This window comes from Nitrosophilus sp., assembly GCF_982775275.1.
This window is the reverse complement of the sequence record NZ_CEXZHP010000012.1, coordinates 1-17,718: the sequence shown is the minus strand read 5'-3', so window position 1 is coordinate 17,718 and position 17,718 is coordinate 1. Positions and strand designations below refer to the sequence as shown.

The following is a 17,718-nucleotide window of genomic DNA, read 5'->3' as shown; positions in this document are numbered from 1 at the left end:
GCCATTTTTACACTATCTTTTGGAAGATTTTTTACTCCATAAGGAGTTTTGGTGTAATAGCCGTTATCCATAAAAATATACAGCTCATCACACTCTTTTTTCAGACTTAAAGGATATTTTTTTACCACATTCACATTTTGAATCGAACTACCATTTTTACACAACACTTTTTTTATCCTGTTTGGGTCATATTTTATAATTTTAGCTCCTAAGTGTTCTTCGCTAATGTGAAGATGACCGTATAAAAGCTTATATCCCTGATTACTCTTTTCTATCCAGATATCGTGAGCAAAAAGAACTACAGCAAAAAAAATAGATAACAGAGCCCACCTCATCTCAAACTCCTTTTTATGAATGACTATTCATATTTTAAATAAAAAAGGTTATTAAAAAATTAAAAAATTAGCTTCTTATTTAATTTAGGGACTAAAATTGTCAAGAATTTGTAAAAAAAGTTTTTATCATTTCTTGACAAACTTTTGTCACAATGAAAGCATGAAAAAAAAGGAGGGCAAAATGAAAAAGATTGTCTTATGTGCAACATTAACAGCAGCAATATTTGCCGCACCTATAGATGACTTTTTAAAAAAACTGGAAATCGAAGCAAAAAAAGAAAATCCCAACTTTAAAGGTTTTAGCGCAGAAAGAGGGGAAAAAATCTTTACTTCTTACCATATTGGCAAAAAAGGTAAAAAAATAGCCTGTATAAGCTGCCATACGAAAAACTTAAAAAGTTACGGAGAAAATATCTTTACCGGTAAAGAGATTGCACCACTATCTCCTAAAGCGAATCCAAAAAGATTACAGGATATAAAAAAAGTTAAAAAATGGCTTAGAAGAAACTTTAAAGATGTCTATAAAAGAGAAGGAACTGCACAGGAAAAAGGAGATGTGCTTGTTTATATTTTAAATAATTAACAAGGAGGAGAAAATGAAAAAATTGATTTTGCTTATAATAGCTGGGATTTTAGCGGTGAGTTTCGTTATGGCTGAGGATGAGGATAAATATGAAAAAGAGTATAAAGAAAAAACCTTTTTTGAGAAACTCTTTAAAAAATTTAAAGAGGAAGAAGATAAGCCAACTACAACAAGAACTCTTGTTCAGATAGAGCCTCTCTATAAACAAGAGTGCGGAGCTTGTCATATGCCATATCAGCCAGAATTTTTACCAAAACGCTCTTGGAAAAAGATGATGGCTACTTTGGAAGATCATTTTGGAGTTGACGCTACATTAGAAAAAGAGGATGAAGAGAAGATATTAAAATATCTTTTGGCAAATGCAGCTGACAGCAAGAAGGTATATGGAGAGTTTAACGAATTTTTAGAAAGCATACCTAAAAATAAAACTCCTCTTAGAATTAGTGAGATACCATACTTTAAAAAAGAGCATAGAAAAATTCCTAAAAAATATATATCACAAAAGGAGGTCAAAACGATTGCAAACTGTAATGCTTGCCATAAAAAAGCCCAAAGCGGTGATTATAGCGAAAGATATATAGATATTCCAAATTACGGAAGATGGGAGGATTAAAATGAGAGAACAAACCTATATCTGGACTCTCCCTACGCGAATTTTTCACTGGCTATTGGTTTTGTATATTTTGATAATGTTCATAACCGCGGATGAAGACTCACTACTAAATATTCACGCAGCATTTGGATATGGGGTAGGTATTTTGATACTTTTTAGAATAGTCTGGGGATTTATGGGTCCTAAATACTCAAGATTTTTTGAGTGGCCTTTAAGTTTTAAGGAAGCTTTCGAATTTATATTCAGCCTTTTTTATCCTAAAAAAGATTATCCTGGTCACAACCCAGCCGCATCTTTCGTAATGCTCGGTATTATCATAGTTACTCTTTTGACAGTCTTGAGCGGAGTTTTAACTTACGGTATTCAAGAAGGCAGAGGAGTTTTGTCTTTTCTGAACTCAAGCTTTTTTAAAGAAATGGAGATTTTTGAAGAGATTCATGAGTTTTTCTCCACATTTTTGCTTGTTTTGATATTTATTCATATTATGGGCGTAGTAGTAGACACACTTCTTCATAAAGAGATTGGAACATTAAAATCAATGATATCCGGTTACAAAAATCTAAAAGCCCAAAATGTAAAATTAAACGCTCTTCAAAAGATAGTCGCAGCAATATTTCTATCAGCCGCAATCATAACTCCTGCTATATCATTAATATATGAGACTCCTTTAAACAAATCTATTCACCAACCTATAGAGTATGAAGAGAAACTATCATCTTTTGTGGAAGAGTGCGGCTCTTGCCACACTCTATATCCACCTTTTTTGCTTCCAAAAGATTCTTGGAAAAAGTTAATGGCTAATCTTGAAAACCATTTTGGAGATGACGCCTCTTTAGAAGATGAAACAAAAAAAGAGATTGAAGAGTTTTTGATTAAAAATAGTGCAGAAACTTCGACAAAAGAAGCAGCAGTGTATATTTTAAAAAGCATAAAAGATGCTGGTATAATAGCAATTACAAAAACACCATATTGGGAAAAAAGGCATAGGAAACTTGATAAAAAAATTTTTAAATCAAAAAATGTTAAATCAAAAGCAAACTGCAAAGCATGCCATAAAAATATAGAAAAAGGTTTGATAGAAGATCATGAGATAAAAGTTCCAAAGGTATAAAGATGAGATGGATAGTGATATTTTTGCTAATTTTTAGTATCTCTTTTGCTGATGAGGATGATAATGAAGATAGACTTCACATACCTAAAGATTTAAGTTTTTTACATTTATATAAAGAACAAAAAAAAGAGCTTAGAAAAGTTTTGAAAGAGCATAGAAAAAAATTAAAAATAGTTCATGAAAAAGAGGAGAAATTAGAGGAGAGATTAAAAAAAATGTTTTTAAAAAAAGATTTTGACAAAAATAGATTTTTAGAACAAAATTTAGAGTTAAAAAAAGAGATAGCAAAAATTGAAGCAGATTTTTTTGAAAAAATCCACTCTATATTAGATAAAAAACAGAGAGAAAAGTTTATAGACTATATTGAGGAGTGGGAGATTGAATAGAGTATTGCTTATAGAAGATGATAAAGAGATGCAAAAACTTATAGCAAATTATTTAGCAAATTACGGATTTAAAGTAATAGCCTATAACAATCCAAAAGATGCACTTAAAATATTAGAGAGTGAAAATTTTGATATAGTAGTTTTGGATTTGATGTTGCCGCAAATGGATGGATTTGATGTTTGTAAAGAGATAAAAAGCAAAAAAGATATCCCCATAATAATTTCAAGTGCAAGAGGAGATATTGGAAACAAGATAATGGGCTTTGAGCTTGGAGCTGATGATTATTTGGCAAAACCTTACGAACCTAGAGAACTTGTTTTAAGAATAGAGGCTGTTCTAAGAAGAGTAAAAAAAGACAAAATATTAAAAATCGGCGATTTCTTTATTGATGAAAAAAACAGAGTCGTAAAACTTGAGGATTACGAAATAGATTTCACAAAAATAGAATTTGAAATATTTTTATATCTGATAAAAAACAGAGGTAAAGTGGTATCAAGAGAACAGATCATCAACGCCACGTCTTTGCTATATGATACTAAAAGCAGAACTGTTGATATGCACATTAGTAATATTCGCTATAAAATCGGAGATGACCCCAAAAATCCAAAATATATAAAATCTGTATGGGGAATAGGATATAAGTTTATATGAGTATCAAAAAAAAGATTACAGCGTTATTTTTAATAAGTCTTGTTTTAATGCTAATTCTAACTTTTTGGATAGAAAAGCTAAATGAAACAAAAAACCAAAAAATTATAATTTCAAGATATATGACAGCAGCTAAAGAATTGATTCCAGCAATTGTGAATAATGACAAGAGAGAGCTTTTTAAAAAACTAAAAGAGCTAGATCTTAGTCTTATAGATAGTGATTTTAAAACTCAAATCTTTCAAAAGCCCTTCACTTTCGGAAAGATAACTGTCTCAAAAAAAGATGAAAAATATTATCTAACCATATCATATCTGGATGAAAAGTTAAGCTTTTACGATAAATCCCAAGAAATATTCCAAGAAGAGAAGCTGATAACTTATATTTTGTTATTTTTTGATATATTGATACTTTTTGCTATCTACTTCATTATTTTAAAGATAGTATCTCCTATAAAAGAGTTATCTGTAACAATGGACAGATTCTCAAAAGGTGATTATAATATAAGAATGGATATCAAAGGCGATGAAGAGATAAAAGTTGCTGCAACAAGTTTTAACAATATGGCAAAAACCTTACAAAAAAGTATCGAAGATAGGGAGAATCTGCTCAAATATATAGGACATGAATTAAAAACTCCTCTCGCAAAAGCAAAGTTTGCTCTTGAGATGAAAGACTACTCTTTGCTTGAAAAAAATATCAAAGATATAGATAAATTTGTCAGCGAAATTTTAAACATGCATCTACTAACAACACAAAATCTCAAAAAATCGAGATTTAAAGCCCAAACTCTTATAACCGAAGCACTTGGAAAACTCTATATATCCGAAGAAGAAAACGTGGAAATAGAATTGGAAGATTTTTTCATAGAAGCTGATATACATTATATGAGTATAGCTCTAAAAAATCTTATAGACAACGCTTTAAAATATACACAAAAAACACCTATTAAAATTGTTGCAAAAGATAATAAAATAGAGGTTATAAGCTATGGAGAAAGGCTAAAAAAAGATTTTAGCTTTTATCTAGAACCATTCAAAAAAGAGGCTTCAAGCGGATATGGACTAGGTCTTAGTATAGTTAATATAATAGTGAAAAAACATGGTTTCTCTCTTTTTTACAGATATTTAGCTGGGAAAAATATTTTCGGGATAAATTTTAATGGATAGATGTATCTATTGCGAATGCAAAAGAGTTTATAAACTTTCCAATAACCATATTAAATGCTCATGTTGTAAAAGAAAATTCAGTTTAAAAAAAATCGAAAGGGATTTTAAACTTATAGAGTTTTTTTGCAAAGACTTCAATTCTCTTGAAACTTCAAAAGTAACGGGTTTGAGTTATGTAACGGTCAAAAACAGATTTTTACTATTTAGAAAACTCATATCGCTCTATTTAGAAAGAGAGTATGAAAACAAAAAAGAGGTTATAGAGTTCGATGAATACCTATATCTGGAGAAAAATAAAAGAAAAGAGAAAAAAAATATTTTTGATGCATATAACTTTTTAACTTTTGATTACGACGGAAAAATTTACAATCTAATGATGCCAGATCTTTCTCGATATAAAGCATCTTATCTTGAAGATGGCTTAGAAGAAATATATTATAAAGAGTTTGAAAAATTTTTAAAACTAAATCGCATAGCAAAACTGAAATCTTCCAAAAATCTTATAACAGAATTTTGGAACTTTTTTGAAAATTTTATAAATAAATACAAAGGCGTATCAAGAGAAAATTTTTTTTACTACCTAAAAGAGGCAGAGTTTAAGTTCAATTTTTCAAAAAAAGAACAAAAAGAGATTTTAAAAAAAATATATATAGACTCTTTCAAAAAAACTTAAACCTCTTTTTCGACACAATACCAAAGCTGCCCTAAAGAGATTGCACCGTCATTTATAGGAGTTTGTATAGGGAAAAAGTAGAGAATCCGCTCTTTTTTTAGTTTTTTGATAGTTTCTTCAAGTAAAGTTTTATTTTGAAATACTCCGCCACTAAATATAACCGGAAGTTTTTCTTTTTTAGCTATATAAAAAATAATTTCGGAAAGGGTATTGATAAATTTTGTAGCAATTTTTTCTTTTTTATCATTGATTAGCGTTTCAAAATCTATTTCTATTTCGCCATTTTCAACTATAAAATCGTATCTCTCTTCACCTCCGCTATAAGCTTTTTCAACCAAAAGCCCACTGTAACCTTCGTAATCTTGATACTCGCAAAGTCCAGCTAAAAAAGCTACTGCATCAAAAAGCCTTCCAACCGAGCTTGTATAAAAACTGTTTATATCTTTTTCATATACTAAATTAAAAAGTTTATCTTCAACTTCAAATCCATAAAATCTTTTTAAACTCCATGCAATTAACCTAATATTTTTAATAGCCTTTTCACCTCCAGCAATTTTTAAATACTTAAAGTGATATTTTCTCTCATCTCCTACAAAAACCTCTCCACCCCAAATATTTCCATCATCTCCATAACCTGTTCCATCCCAGCTAAAACCGATAAATTTTTCATTTTTTAAATGGTGATCGATTAATGCCATCTCAGCTTTTACCGCATAAATATGAGCTAAATGATGCTGAACTTCAATCACTTTTTTATTTAAACTTTTTGCAAACTTTGTAGTCTCGTAATGTGGATGTTTGTCACAAGCTATGATATCAGGTTCAAAGTTATAGATCCTTTTAAAAACATCAATCGTTTTTTTAAAATACTCAAAACTCTCAACATTTTTAATATCCCCGATATGCGGCGATAATATAATAGAATTTTTAAATCCTAAAGAGATCGTATTTTTCTGTCTTGCACCAACCGCTAAGAATCTTGGCAAATTTTTATCTATAAAAAAGCTTTTTGGAGCAAAGCCTCTTGAGAGTCTATAAAAAAGAGATTTGTCTCCTATAGATGCCACAACACTATCGTCACAACCGTTTATTATCTCCCTATCATACCAAAGAGTCTCATCATAAACATCTTTTAATCTTCTTAAATTATCTTCATCTTTTACAATCGGCTCTTCAGAGATATTTGCACTTGTTACAACCAAAGGAAAATCTATATAATCAAAGAGTAGATGATAAATAGGATTGTAAGGTAAAAAAACTCCAAGTCTATCGATATTCGGTGCCGCCTCACTAAAACACTCAAACCTTTTTTTAACTACAACTATGGGTCTTTCTTTTGATAAAATCAGCTCTTTATCTTTTTTACTCAAATCGCAATATCTTTCAATCTCTTCTAAACTACCAAACATAACGGCAAAGGGCTTTTTGGCTCTTTTTTTTCTAAGTCTTAACTTTCTTACCACATCATCCTTATCGGCTCTACAAACTAAATGATAGCCGCCAACCCCCTTAATAGCTAAAATTTTTTTATCAATTAAAAGCTTTGCAGCCTTTTTTATCGCATCTAACTGTTCAAACTCTTTTAGTCTTACTTTAGGTCCGCACTCAAAACAGCTTATCGGCTGTGCATGGTAGCGTCTGTTTGCAGGGTCATTATATTCACTTTCACATGCTTTGCACATAGGAAAGTTGGACATAGAAGTATTTTTTCTATCGTAAGGGAGACTTTTTATGATGGTAAATCTTGGTCCGCAGTTTGTGCAGTTTATAAGCGGATAGTTAAACCTTCTGTTTGTAGGATCTCTTATTTCGGCTAAACAATCATCACATACCGTAATATCGGGAGATAAAAAAGCTTCTTTGAAACTTTCCTTACTTTTTAAAATCTTAAAATTTTCATACTCTTTTAAAGATAACTCATTTACATCAATTTTTATTATTTGAGAGAGTGGTGGAGCCTCTTTTTTCAACCTATTTAAAAACTCCTCTACTCTCTCACCCTCTACCTCTATCTCCACTCCATCGGCTCTATTTTTAACAAATCCTTTTAGATTTAACTCTTTTGCCAAATTATAAACAAAAGGTCTAAAACCAACTCCTTGAACTATGCCTTTTACGAAAATTTTCAATCTTTTCAAATTTTTTCAACCTCTATATTCCGTAAAAAAGATTGAATTCATCTACACTAAACTCTCTATTTGTTCTCGTCTTTGGGATATTTCTAGCAAATCTACTAAAAAGAGCCGAATTTGTTATATATTTTCCGCAGATTGCAAACTCTTTTGCTTTTAGTTTTTTACCAAGTTCATTAAGAGTATTTGATAAAAAATCTCCTAAAGATTCAAAAATAGAGTAACAAAGAAGTATTTTATCGGTTTCGCCGAGTCTATAACTCATTATAGATGCATAAAAAGCTTCATAACTAAATCTATCATCGATTATACGGCAATCCACACTTAACCCGCCTTTGCCTCCAAAATTCATAGACAATATATTTAACTCTTTAAATCCTCCGTCTATACCTATTAAAAAGGCTGCTCTTTCAAAAAAACCGCTAATTTTCTCCAAATCATCCAAAGAACCGAATCTTTTTATATAGTTATCTACCAGCTTATCTGAACCTTCCCTAAAATTTCTTATACGCTCAATTAAATTTTTTGGTTCTTCGCCAAAATCAAAAATCCTCTTTATCTCTTTTTTATTGTAATATAAAAAGATTTTTTCATCACCAAAATATACCCCAACACTTTTTTCATCTATATCATTCTCTCTTAGAACAGATAAAAATGCCGATTTTGCAACATCTGCTTTTTTAATATTTGGATGTTCAATCTCCTCATCTTTGAAAACATAAACCTCTTGTGCACTAATCTTTTCAAATCTCTCAATCTTATCCAAAACACCTTCGTTTAACACATAATCTTTATATATCGCTACTTTATTACTATTTAAAGGTTTTGGGATTAAAACTCTCTCTCCATTAGATAAGAGTTTGTATCCTTTATTCATAAAAAGTTTTATATCTTTTAAAACATTTATTTCAAGCAAAAAATCCATTTTAAGTTCATACTCTTTTTCTCCTTCTTCATAAAAAACATATCCAAGGTCTGTTAGTTCCTTAGCTAAAAGAAGGGTAAAACCGTCATCAAAAGCTTTCAATTCAACAATTGATGAAACTCTTTTTTTTAGCTCCTCATTAGTTGTTGTTGCGTATATTATCGGTCTTTCTACAGAAAAAAGTGCGTTTATTTCTTGTTTTAGAAGTAAAAAATCATGTTTTGCTTTATCAAGATTTGTTATTAATATTTTACTATTTTCCCTTGGTTCTTTATAAAAAGTTTTAAATCCGTTAAGTGTTTTAATAGCGACTCTTTCACCTTTTTTGATAGCAGAGGCTGTAAGTTCAAAAGCCTTTTTAAAATCCTCTTTTTCATTTGCCCAAAACTCTTTTGTTCCTTTTTTATTTACAACTCTTATAGGTATATTACAATCAAGGCAACTAATAAGAGGATAATCTTCTCTAAAAGGATCTTTTTTTAACTCTTCCCCACAAGAAGGACAAGGCTGAAAAATTGCCAAAAAACTGTTTTCTCTTTTGAATGGATATTTATCAAAAAATGCATATTGATTTGAGCAACTATTGCAACTTGTAAATGGATAATAATATCTTTTTGAATCTTCATCCAACATCTCTTTTGAACATCTGTTGCAAACACCAATACTTAAAGGCAATCTAACTCTTTCATTCTCATTCTCAATCTCACCTTTTTCAGACTCTATTCCCTCTAAAAAGAGTGAGTTATAAAGATAATAATCTAAATTTTTTGTAAAATTTATAAAATTTTTATCATTCTCATCTGCTTGAACTATGATAAACTCTTTAGTATGATTTATCTTGATATCAATATCAGATAGCTTTGCAATAGATTTTATTCTATCTTTTAAATATGTAGAAGATGAAATAAATTTAAATTTGATTAACATTTAATCCTTTCATTGTAGGGTTGTTATACTCTTTTATTAACTGCTCTAAAGTTACATCTGCTTTTTTTTCAAATAAGATATTCTCTTTTTTAAGTTCGTTTAAAACCTCATTAATCAGGTCGAAAAATGAGTTTTTTAGAGTCTTGGTCAAATCAATATCAACACTTTCAATATCTTCAGGTACAATACCCACAACATTAACCTTAGCCATTTTGTCCAGAAAGGAACAAATCTCTAACATCTCAACAACTTCCACTTCATGAGCAGTTTGCCGATAACTTCCAAGACCCATTAATACATCGCTAGGTAGATTATATATTGAACCAGGAGTGTCTTTTATGGAAACTGTATCAATAATTATCACTTTATCGTATTCTTGATAATATCGCATCAACTTAAAACCAAGCGTCCCTCCATCGATTACTTCTACATTATTTTCAAATTTATAGTTTTTTTCCAAATATTTAGCAGCATATACTCCAACGCCCTCATCTTTAAATAAAATATTCCCTACTCCGATTATAACCGTTTTCACATCTCTCCTTTATTTTCAAAAGCCCCATATTTTTATTAGGAGTGCATAAATATGGGGCTTTTAAAAATAATTTTGGGCGCTATAAATAAAGCGCCCAAAATTTATCTATTTTTTTTAAATTTATATCCCCCAAATACGATAGAGATATCTCCCTCTTGCCAAAAAATCGTTCTCCAAACAACATAGTAGATATGAAACATTATCCAAACAATTATAAAATACATCGTCATATGGTGGCTAATCCTTACATCCATCAAAGTTCCACCGGTTACCGCAATAGTCCAATCAGTAGCTATATGAAGTAACCATGGCCACCAACTACCAATGGAACTATATCCTGACTCAAGACCGTGCACATACAGCTGAAGCCCTGTTAAAAGCATCCAAACAAGAAGAATGTGAAAGATAGTAAAATATACTACATGGAAACTATCTTCATGAGAGCTATCAAACCTTTTAATTCTATTAAAAGTTAAAAGATTTATAACAACATCAAAAAACTCTTTTAGATTTTTACCGGTAGGGATTAACTTTTTATACGGCTTTTCAAATCTACTAAAAAAATATAAATATACAATTACTATAGAACTTACATCAAAAATAATAGCAACCATAAAATGTAACCATCTATTCCAAGCCATTACATACTTATCCACCGCGGGATCTGATATTAATGTTTGATAATAGGGATGTCCTATATAAAACCCAGTTACTATAGCTGCTATCATACATAAAACTATAACCCAATGATTAACTCTCATAAAAAGAGTCATTCTTTTGACTTTTTGATATTCGCTCTTTTTCATAACTACCCCCTTAAATCGAGCAAGAGGTATTTACCTTAAATTCGGCTAACTCTCTTCCTTTAGTATCTACTATGTGAACCGCGCAAGCTATACAAGGATCAAAACTGTGGATTGTTCTTAATATCTCAAGAGGCTGATCAGGATTTGCAACTTTTGTTCCTATTAAACTGGCTTCATACGCACCCATTCTTCCTTTATAGTCTCTTGGCGCAGCATTCCAGGTAGAAGGAACTACGGCTTGATAATTTTCAACTTTTCCGTCCCTAATTTTCACCCAATGTCCCAAGGCGCCTCTTGGAGCCTCAGCCAATCCATAACCTTCCGCATTTTTACTTACCAAATCAAAATCGAATTCCGTCCAAGTGGAAAGATCACCCGCAGCAACATTTGCCGCCAACTCATCGACCCATTCAACCATAATGTCGGCCATAAGCTCAGTCTCGATAGCTCTTGCAGCAGTTCTTCCAACAGTTGAGAAAAGAACTTCTACAGGTAATTTTGCGTTTTTCAAAAATTTAGTAACATACTCGCTAATTCTTTGATCTTTTTTAGCAACTCCGACTACCATTCTCGCAAGCGGACCAACTTCTACTCTACTATCATCGTATATTGGAGATTTTATCCAGCTATATTTTCCTTTGGTGTTAAGGTAAGCAATGCCTCCTTCCTTTTTACCAAAACCCGTATACTCAGGTTCTGTTTTTCCTTCAAAAGGATGCAGAGCTTCTTCACCTTTATACCAAGCATGCGTTACGTCTTCTTTGACTTTTTCTTGATCAAAATCTATAACTTTGTTTAAATCTCCATTTAAAACAACCCCGCTTGGAAATAGTAGCTTAGAGTTGTAAAAACCTGTATCGTCTAATCTAAAATCACCATAAACAAGATAGCTTTTAAGTCCTCCGCCGGTTCCATCAAGCGCTTCATCAGCATACATAGTTCCAGCCATATAAATATCTGGCAAATATGCTTGTTTTATAAATCTTCTAAAGTTCATCAAAAGATCTTTAAAAAGCGCTATACGCGCCGGATTTTTTATATCTTGAACACAAGTAACGCCACCTACGACTATACTTTGCGGATGGGGGTTCTTACCGCCAAAAATTGCCATCATCTTTGCGGCATCTCTTTGAAGATCTAAAGCTTGAAGATAGTGAGTTACCGCTAAAAGATTTTGTTCAGGCGTCAGTTTATAATGTGGATTTCCCCAGTATGCTTTTGCAAAAGGCCCAAGACGTCCTTGCTTTACAAATTTTTTAAGACGTTCTTGAATCTCGCTAAATTTTGACTCGTCAGCTACCCAAGGCTTAGTTCCCGCAACTTTAGCCCATTTAAAAGCTTCATCTACAGTTTTTTTAGGGTCGGCTTCCAAAGCTTTCGTTATATCGACCCAGTCAAGCGCATGAAGATGATAAAAATGCACCACGTGATCATGCACGTATAGCGCACCTTGAATTAGATTTCTAACAATTCTTGCATTTTTAGGAATAGTGACTCCAAAAGCATGTTCAACCGCTTCTATACTTCTTTGATAGTGCGTTCCGGTACAAACACCGCATATCCTCATAGCCAAAAGACCACAATCTCTTGGATCTCTTCCTTTTAAAATCTCCTCAATTCCTCTAAACATTGTTGAAGAACTGTATGCATCTACAATCGTATTATTATCATCTATAATAGCTTCTATTCTTAGATGTCCTTCGATTCTTGTTATTGGATCTACAACAATATGCTTTTTCATTATTTATCTCCTTCGTCTTTTTTACCGACAACGGCACTTATAGCGGCGTGCACACCTATACCCACAGCTGCAGCCGTCAACAATCCCAAACCAAACTCATCTACGCTCTTTTCGACTCCACCAGTTGGTGCTTTGATATTTGCATCAGCCATTGGTCTTTCATATGCATATTTATCCCAAAAATCCGGTTCGCTACATCCGATACATCCATGTCCAGCACCAATAGGCCAGTTAACAGCTTCATTATATCTTATAATTGAACAGTTATTGAAAGTCATAGGACCTTTACAGCCTACTTTATATAAACAGAAATTGTTTTTAGCTCCTTCGTCTCCCCACTCTTCTACAAACTCTCCAGCATCAAAGTGGGCTCTTCTTTCACAGTTGTCATGGATTCTGTAACCAAATGCAAATTTAGGTCTAAGTAAAGAGTCTAATTCAGGAATCTGACCGGTAAGTACATAATGTAAAATTACACCTACCATATTTGCAGGATTTGCCGGACATGCCGGAATATTTATTATCGGCTTTCCTTTTACTATATCCATAACTCCTACCGCTCCTGTAGGATTAGGGGCTGCGGCAGGTACTCCTCCAAAAGTTGCGCAAGTTCCAACCGCAACAATGGCTGCAGCATCTTTTGCTACTCTATGCAAATGCTCTTCAAACGTTTCACCGCTTGCACCTATTGTTCCATAAACTCCTCCGTTGGCTAAAGGAATAGCGCCCTCAACAAAAAGAAGATATTTTCCTTTGAAATGGTGCATAGCATCTTCAAGTTGCTCTTCGGCTTGATGTCCCGCTGCAGCCATTAAAGTTTCATGGAATTCTAAAGAGATAATATCAAGTATTATTTCATCGATCTTAGGACCATCACTTCTAAGAAGTGCTTCAGAATTTCCGGCGCAATCTTGAAGTTCTATCCATATAACAGGAACTCTATTCATAACTTCGGCAGCTTCTGCAACCAAAGGGGTAAAAGAAGCCGGAAGCATTAAAGTTGCGGTCATAGCGCTAGCCCACTTTAAAAAATCTCTTCTATCTATCCCTTCATCTTCTAAAACCTCTTTTATGCTTACTTTGCTCACAGGTTTTAACTTTTTAAGCTCTTTAAGTCTCTCTTGACACCTTTTATACAATGAATCGTAATACTCTTTACCTTTGTTGGTATTAACCTTAGCGCTTTTGGCGCTAAACAGTCCTCTTAAATGTTCTCTATTCACTTCCACTCCTTTATAAATGAGTAATCATTCATAATATTAGATAATTTTTTCTTTTATAAAAATAAAAATTTTTATGATTTTTTAATTTCTTATATAGTTTTGGAACTAATGAGTAGTACAAACTGAACAGATATCAAAACTTCTAAATATAAGTTCGGCTAATTTCGTATCTTTTAACCCAATCATTGCTTTTTGTGCAATAGCCAGCTTTTGAGGAGACCCGTTTGATAGATTCCACTGGGTAGGAGTAATGATTTGATACTCTTTTATTCTATCCTTTTTAACCCAAATTTTATGTATTAAAGAACCTCTTGCGGCTTCTACCGCCGATTCACCATATCCTTCCTTTATATCGGTTTTTATATAATTGTAAGATTTTTGAGAAAGATCGATACTGTTTAAATGCTCCTCAATTATTTTAAATAAAAATAGAGTTTCAAAAATTCTTGCAAATATTCTGGTAGAAAGAGCGTCTTTATATACTTTAAATAGTTGTTTTATAATATTTGACTTCAATAACATCATCCTTGCAAGCGAACCGGTTTCATAGTAGTTGTCTTTATAAGTTACATTTTTTGCATAGCCGCTTTTTTGACTTTTCTCTTTTACATATTTGATTTTAACCGGATAACTTACACCTCTTACGATTTTTACTCTTCTTGTAAAAGAGTGCTCTCCAAAAATTATATATCTATTACTGGCTTGCCCGATATATAATAGGGAGTTATCTTTTAAAAATCTAAAAATTTTTCCAGCATCCGTTTTACTTTTTTCAAGGTCACTAATACTCACCTCTTCAAAAACCAAATTATCAAATACTCTTTTTTCTACAATATATAAAGCCTCTTTTAAAAAATTTTTTGCTTGCATAATATCCAAATTGGTCGGGTCACAAACTACTCCTCCAGGCACCATATATGATGAATGGGGCCATTGTCCGCTAAATATAGCTGAGATTCTGTTTATATTTATCAAAGCTTTATGAATCTCAAAAAAACTGTTTTGATCTATATTTAATTTAGAAATTTTTTTCATCATAGGAACGAGAACTAAATATATCCATTTTAGATGATTTTGTATATGTTCGCAAAAAAGAGTTATCTCTCTTATCTTTTTGGCTTTTTGAGTAATATTTACTTCATAGCCGCTATTTTCGTAAAGATTTTCTATTGCTCTGACGGTAGCAAAAAGATGTGCATGACCGCAAATACCGCATATTCTTGGATTTATTGCCAGTGCATCCCATAATGGCCTATTTTTTAAAATCTCCTCTATTCCTCTATAATGGGGAAAAACGATATTTACAAAATCGATTTTACCTTTTTTAAATATATACTCTAGTTTAGCTTCACCTTCAATTTTTTCTATCAGTTCAACTCTCATCTATCAATCTTTTAGTCAATCTTTCTATCTTAAAACTTTTTGCTACTCCCGTTATTGTAAGATAAGCTCTTTTAGAAACCCCTAAAGGCATGTTAGCTGGAATCGACATATAGGTTTTTGTTTTAAAAAGCTCTGTTTTAGGAAAAGAGGGTTCGGTACAACCAATGCAAGGCATTCCTGCTCTTGTTTTTGAGTTAACTTCGTTCCAAAGAATTTTATTGCAACTTCCACGGGTATATGGAGCTTGACATCCTTGTTCGTAAAAAAGACATCCCTCTTTTGTTCCAAAACTTTTTGCATCGATTTTCCATTCAAAATATTCGTTTCTAATACATCCACTATGAACTGTCCAAGCAAACAGCTCTTTGGGTCTTAAAAATTTATCTAAAACAATCTTTTTTTTATTGATAATCATCTCTATAACATAAACTAACCATTCAGGATGTGCCGGACAACCGGGAATATTAATACATTTTTTTTCCAAATCTTTAAAAAATGAATTTTTAAAATCTTTATCAAAAATCAAACCGGTAATATTATTGGGATCAAAACTTTTAAAAACACCACCAAAAGATGCGCAAGTTCCAACAGCTATAATTTTTTTAGCCTTTGATGAAAGTTTTTTAAAAAGCGCGTCAAAGGAAACGTCGCCTCTTTCATACTCCTTTTTAACAGCTCCTTCTACTATCAAAATATCAAAACCGAATCTCTTTTCATAAAGTTCTTTGAGAGTAAATTTGGACGGAAGTAAAGGATGGTAGAGAAACTCTACTTTTTTTAAAAATATATCAAGATTTTGATAATTTAAAAAAGAGTGGGTATTGCCGTTACATGTAACTCCTTGAATCCAGACAATTTTACTCTTCATTTTTCAAAGCTCTATAGATATTTTCCGAAATATCCTCAATATAAAAAGCAAGTTCGTTTGGAAGCATTTTTTCTCCGTTTAAAAAAACCATTCCGCCAAGATATCCCATAAACAGTCCAAATGCGCTAAAAAAATCCTGATCTCTTAACTCACCGCTTCTTACGCCCTCTTCGAAAAATATCATTATTTCTGTAACAAAGGGACTAACGCATATCATTCCCTCGCATCCATCTTTAAAAATTTCTCTATGCGATAGATATACTCTTAAAAAATACTCTATTAACTCCGGTCTTTTACTCGCTATATCAAAATAAAATCTTACAATTTTTTCTATTTTCTCTTTAGCGCTAATCGGCTCTAAATTTATCTCTCTGATTTTTGAGCCTAAAATTTTAGATATATAAAGTATCAACTCTTTTGCCAACGCATCTTTTGATGTAAAATAGTTATAAATATTTCCAACACTCATACCAAGCTCTTTGGCTATATCTGAAATTGTTACAACAAAAAAACCGTTTTTTGAAAATAGTTTCAGCGCCGTATCCATTATTTGAATTTTTCTTGTCTCTTTATCTACACGTGCCAAATGCTCCTCCAACTTATATAAAAAATTACATTTATTTAATTATAGCAATAATTTTTTCATTTTAGGTCCAAGGGATTTTGGAAAATAATATAAAAGGTGCAGTTTTATATTTTGGGATTTTTTTGTTTTTTTTCTTTTTTGATGATAGTAAATATAAAAAGAGTTTGGAAGAAAAGGCATCAAAAATAGTCTGATATTCTGCCTCACTTAATACCAAAATATTGTTGCGATTACTGCGATTAAATTATGTCTTAATCATAAATATCTTTTCTATGAGCTATTTTTATAATCTCAATTTCTATTGTTTCATCAAATATTCTATAAATTATCCTATAATCTGCAACTCTATATCTATAAAAAGGTGATAGCTCGCCAACCAATTTTTTACCAATATATGGGTCATAAGAAAGTTTATCTTCAATTGTTTTTAATATCTTAATTTGCCACTTTCTATCAATCTTTTTTAAATCTTTATAAACCTTTTTGTCAAAAAAAACTTTATACATCCAAAAGTCTTTTCATCTCATTTAACGATATTAACTCTCTTTCTTTATCATTTACCCTTTTTTGTGCCTCTAAAACATCCAAAACATCATCCAAATACTCTTTTAACGCCTCTTTTACAAAAAAACTTTTAGGCCTTTTTGTAATATTTGATAGTTTGTTTAGTTTCTCTTCTAACTCCTTATCAAGCCTGACACTTATCATAATACACTCCTTGTAATACCTGTATTACAAGTATAACAAATCTAAATAATAAAATCAAAAACATAATTTAAAAAATGTCATTCTGAGCATAAACGAAGAATCTTTTTTTAGATTCTTCGGGTACTTTGCACCCTCAGAATGACAATAAAGCAAAATTTTTCAAAGGTTAAATTAAAATTACATCAACATTTATCTTTCTTTTATCTCATTCAAACAAACTACCCTTTACAAAAGCATTTAGTTTACAGTTGTTTGCAATATCTTCAATATCCGCTCCGCTTTTTGTTTTTTTATTGATTAATGCTTCTATCTATAATAAACTTTTTTGGATTATCTATCTCTTCAACAGGATAATATGTCTCTTT

The 17,718-nt window shown here is 31.6% G+C and carries 18 protein-coding genes and 1 pseudogene; 7 read left to right on the top strand and 12 right to left on the bottom strand.

Translation table 11 applies throughout. The features are described 5' to 3' along the window. Positions 1-335: pseudogene (locus AC30RD_RS01505) on the bottom strand (DUF4198 domain-containing protein); the annotation flags it as partial. A 181-nt stretch (positions 336-516) separates the two neighbouring features. On the opposite strand from AC30RD_RS01505, the gene AC30RD_RS01500 reads away from it, so the two are divergent. Genes AC30RD_RS01500 through AC30RD_RS01470 form a run of 7 tightly spaced genes read left to right on the top strand, consistent with a single transcriptional unit; the run spans position 517 to position 5,519 of the window. Then, positions 517-918, top strand: coding sequence for a DUF1924 domain-containing protein (locus AC30RD_RS01500; RefSeq protein ID WP_489492382.1), 402 nt, complete (start codon positions 517-519; stop codon positions 916-918). A gap of 13 nt (positions 919-931) precedes the next feature. Then, positions 932-1,531, top strand: coding sequence for a diheme cytochrome c (locus AC30RD_RS01495; protein WP_489492381.1), 600 nt, complete (start codon positions 932-934; stop codon positions 1,529-1,531). 1 nt (position 1,532) lies between these two features. Then, the gene (locus tag AC30RD_RS01490; protein ID WP_489492380.1) at positions 1,533-2,642 is read left to right on the top strand and encodes a cytochrome b/b6 domain-containing protein; all 1,110 of its coding nucleotides are present in this window, start codon (positions 1,533-1,535) and stop codon (positions 2,640-2,642) included. 2 nt (positions 2,643-2,644) lie between these two features. Continuing rightward, positions 2,645-3,028 carry a hypothetical protein gene (locus AC30RD_RS01485; protein ID WP_489492378.1) on the top strand — a complete coding sequence of 128 codons (384 nt, stop codon included), beginning with the start codon at positions 2,645-2,647 and terminating at the stop codon, positions 3,026-3,028. Next, positions 3,021-3,680, top strand: coding sequence for a response regulator transcription factor (locus AC30RD_RS01480; protein WP_489492377.1), 660 nt, complete (start codon positions 3,021-3,023; stop codon positions 3,678-3,680). Before AC30RD_RS01485 ends, AC30RD_RS01480 begins: the two co-directional genes overlap by 8 nt. Next, positions 3,677-4,846, top strand: coding sequence for a HAMP domain-containing protein (locus tag AC30RD_RS01475; RefSeq protein ID WP_489492375.1), 1,170 nt, complete (start codon positions 3,677-3,679; stop codon positions 4,844-4,846). Before AC30RD_RS01480 ends, AC30RD_RS01475 begins: the two co-directional genes overlap by 4 nt. Beyond that, positions 4,839-5,519, top strand: a complete 681-nt coding sequence (locus AC30RD_RS01470) for a transposase (RefSeq protein WP_489492374.1) — start codon at positions 4,839-4,841, stop codon at positions 5,517-5,519. The genes AC30RD_RS01475 and AC30RD_RS01470 overlap by 8 nt, the downstream gene beginning before the upstream one ends. On the opposite strand, the gene hypF is transcribed toward AC30RD_RS01470, so the two are convergent. The 11 genes from hypF to relB all read right to left on the bottom strand — a co-directional run bounded on the left by hypF (position 5,516) and on the right by relB (position 17,353). Then, entirely contained in the window at positions 5,516-7,657 is a 2,142-nt protein-coding gene (hypF, locus tag AC30RD_RS01465) for a carbamoyltransferase HypF (RefSeq protein WP_489492373.1), read from the bottom strand. The genes AC30RD_RS01470 and hypF overlap by 4 nt on opposite strands. Positions 7,658-7,670: 13 nt before the next feature. Further along, positions 7,671-9,503 carry a hypothetical protein gene (locus AC30RD_RS01460; RefSeq protein ID WP_489492372.1) on the bottom strand — a complete coding sequence of 611 codons (1,833 nt, stop codon included), beginning with the start codon at positions 9,501-9,503 and terminating at the stop codon, positions 7,671-7,673. Beyond that, a complete protein-coding gene (locus AC30RD_RS01455; RefSeq protein ID WP_489492371.1) occupies positions 9,487-10,038 on the bottom strand; it encodes a HyaD/HybD family hydrogenase maturation endopeptidase in 552 nt (183 codons plus the stop codon). The genes AC30RD_RS01460 and AC30RD_RS01455 overlap by 17 nt, the downstream gene beginning before the upstream one ends. A gap of 101 nt (positions 10,039-10,139) precedes the next feature. Then, positions 10,140-10,844: a cytochrome b/b6 domain-containing protein gene (locus tag AC30RD_RS01450; RefSeq protein ID WP_489492370.1), complete on the bottom strand. Its 705-nt coding sequence runs from the start codon at positions 10,842-10,844 to the stop codon at positions 10,140-10,142. A 10-nt stretch (positions 10,845-10,854) separates the two neighbouring features. After that, positions 10,855-12,588, bottom strand: coding sequence for a nickel-dependent hydrogenase large subunit (locus AC30RD_RS01445; protein WP_489492383.1), 1,734 nt, complete (start codon positions 12,586-12,588; stop codon positions 10,855-10,857). Continuing rightward, positions 12,585-13,808, bottom strand: a complete 1,224-nt coding sequence (locus AC30RD_RS01440) for a hydrogenase small subunit (protein WP_489492369.1) — start codon at positions 13,806-13,808, stop codon at positions 12,585-12,587. The genes AC30RD_RS01445 and AC30RD_RS01440 overlap by 4 nt, the downstream gene beginning before the upstream one ends. Before the next feature lie 105 nt (positions 13,809-13,913). After that, the gene (locus AC30RD_RS01435) at positions 13,914-15,191 is read right to left on the bottom strand and encodes a nickel-dependent hydrogenase large subunit (protein ID WP_489492368.1); all 1,278 of its coding nucleotides are present in this window, start codon (positions 15,189-15,191) and stop codon (positions 13,914-13,916) included. Then, positions 15,181-16,059 (bottom strand): NADH-quinone oxidoreductase subunit B family protein, encoded by an 879-nt coding sequence (locus tag AC30RD_RS01430; protein WP_489492367.1) that lies wholly within the window; start codon positions 16,057-16,059, stop codon positions 15,181-15,183. Before AC30RD_RS01430 ends, AC30RD_RS01435 begins: the two co-directional genes overlap by 11 nt. Beyond that, positions 16,049-16,645, bottom strand: coding sequence for a TetR/AcrR family transcriptional regulator (locus AC30RD_RS01425; RefSeq protein ID WP_489492366.1), 597 nt, complete (start codon positions 16,643-16,645; stop codon positions 16,049-16,051). Before AC30RD_RS01425 ends, AC30RD_RS01430 begins: the two co-directional genes overlap by 11 nt. Before the next feature lie 251 nt (positions 16,646-16,896). After that, positions 16,897-17,151 carry a type II toxin-antitoxin system RelE family toxin gene (locus tag AC30RD_RS01420; RefSeq protein WP_489492365.1) on the bottom strand — a complete coding sequence of 85 codons (255 nt, stop codon included), beginning with the start codon at positions 17,149-17,151 and terminating at the stop codon, positions 16,897-16,899. Further along, a complete protein-coding gene (gene relB / locus AC30RD_RS01415; RefSeq protein WP_489492363.1) occupies positions 17,144-17,353 on the bottom strand; it encodes a type II toxin-antitoxin system RelB family antitoxin in 210 nt (69 codons plus the stop codon). Before relB ends, AC30RD_RS01420 begins: the two co-directional genes overlap by 8 nt. Between the last annotated feature and the right edge of the window lie 365 nt (positions 17,354-17,718).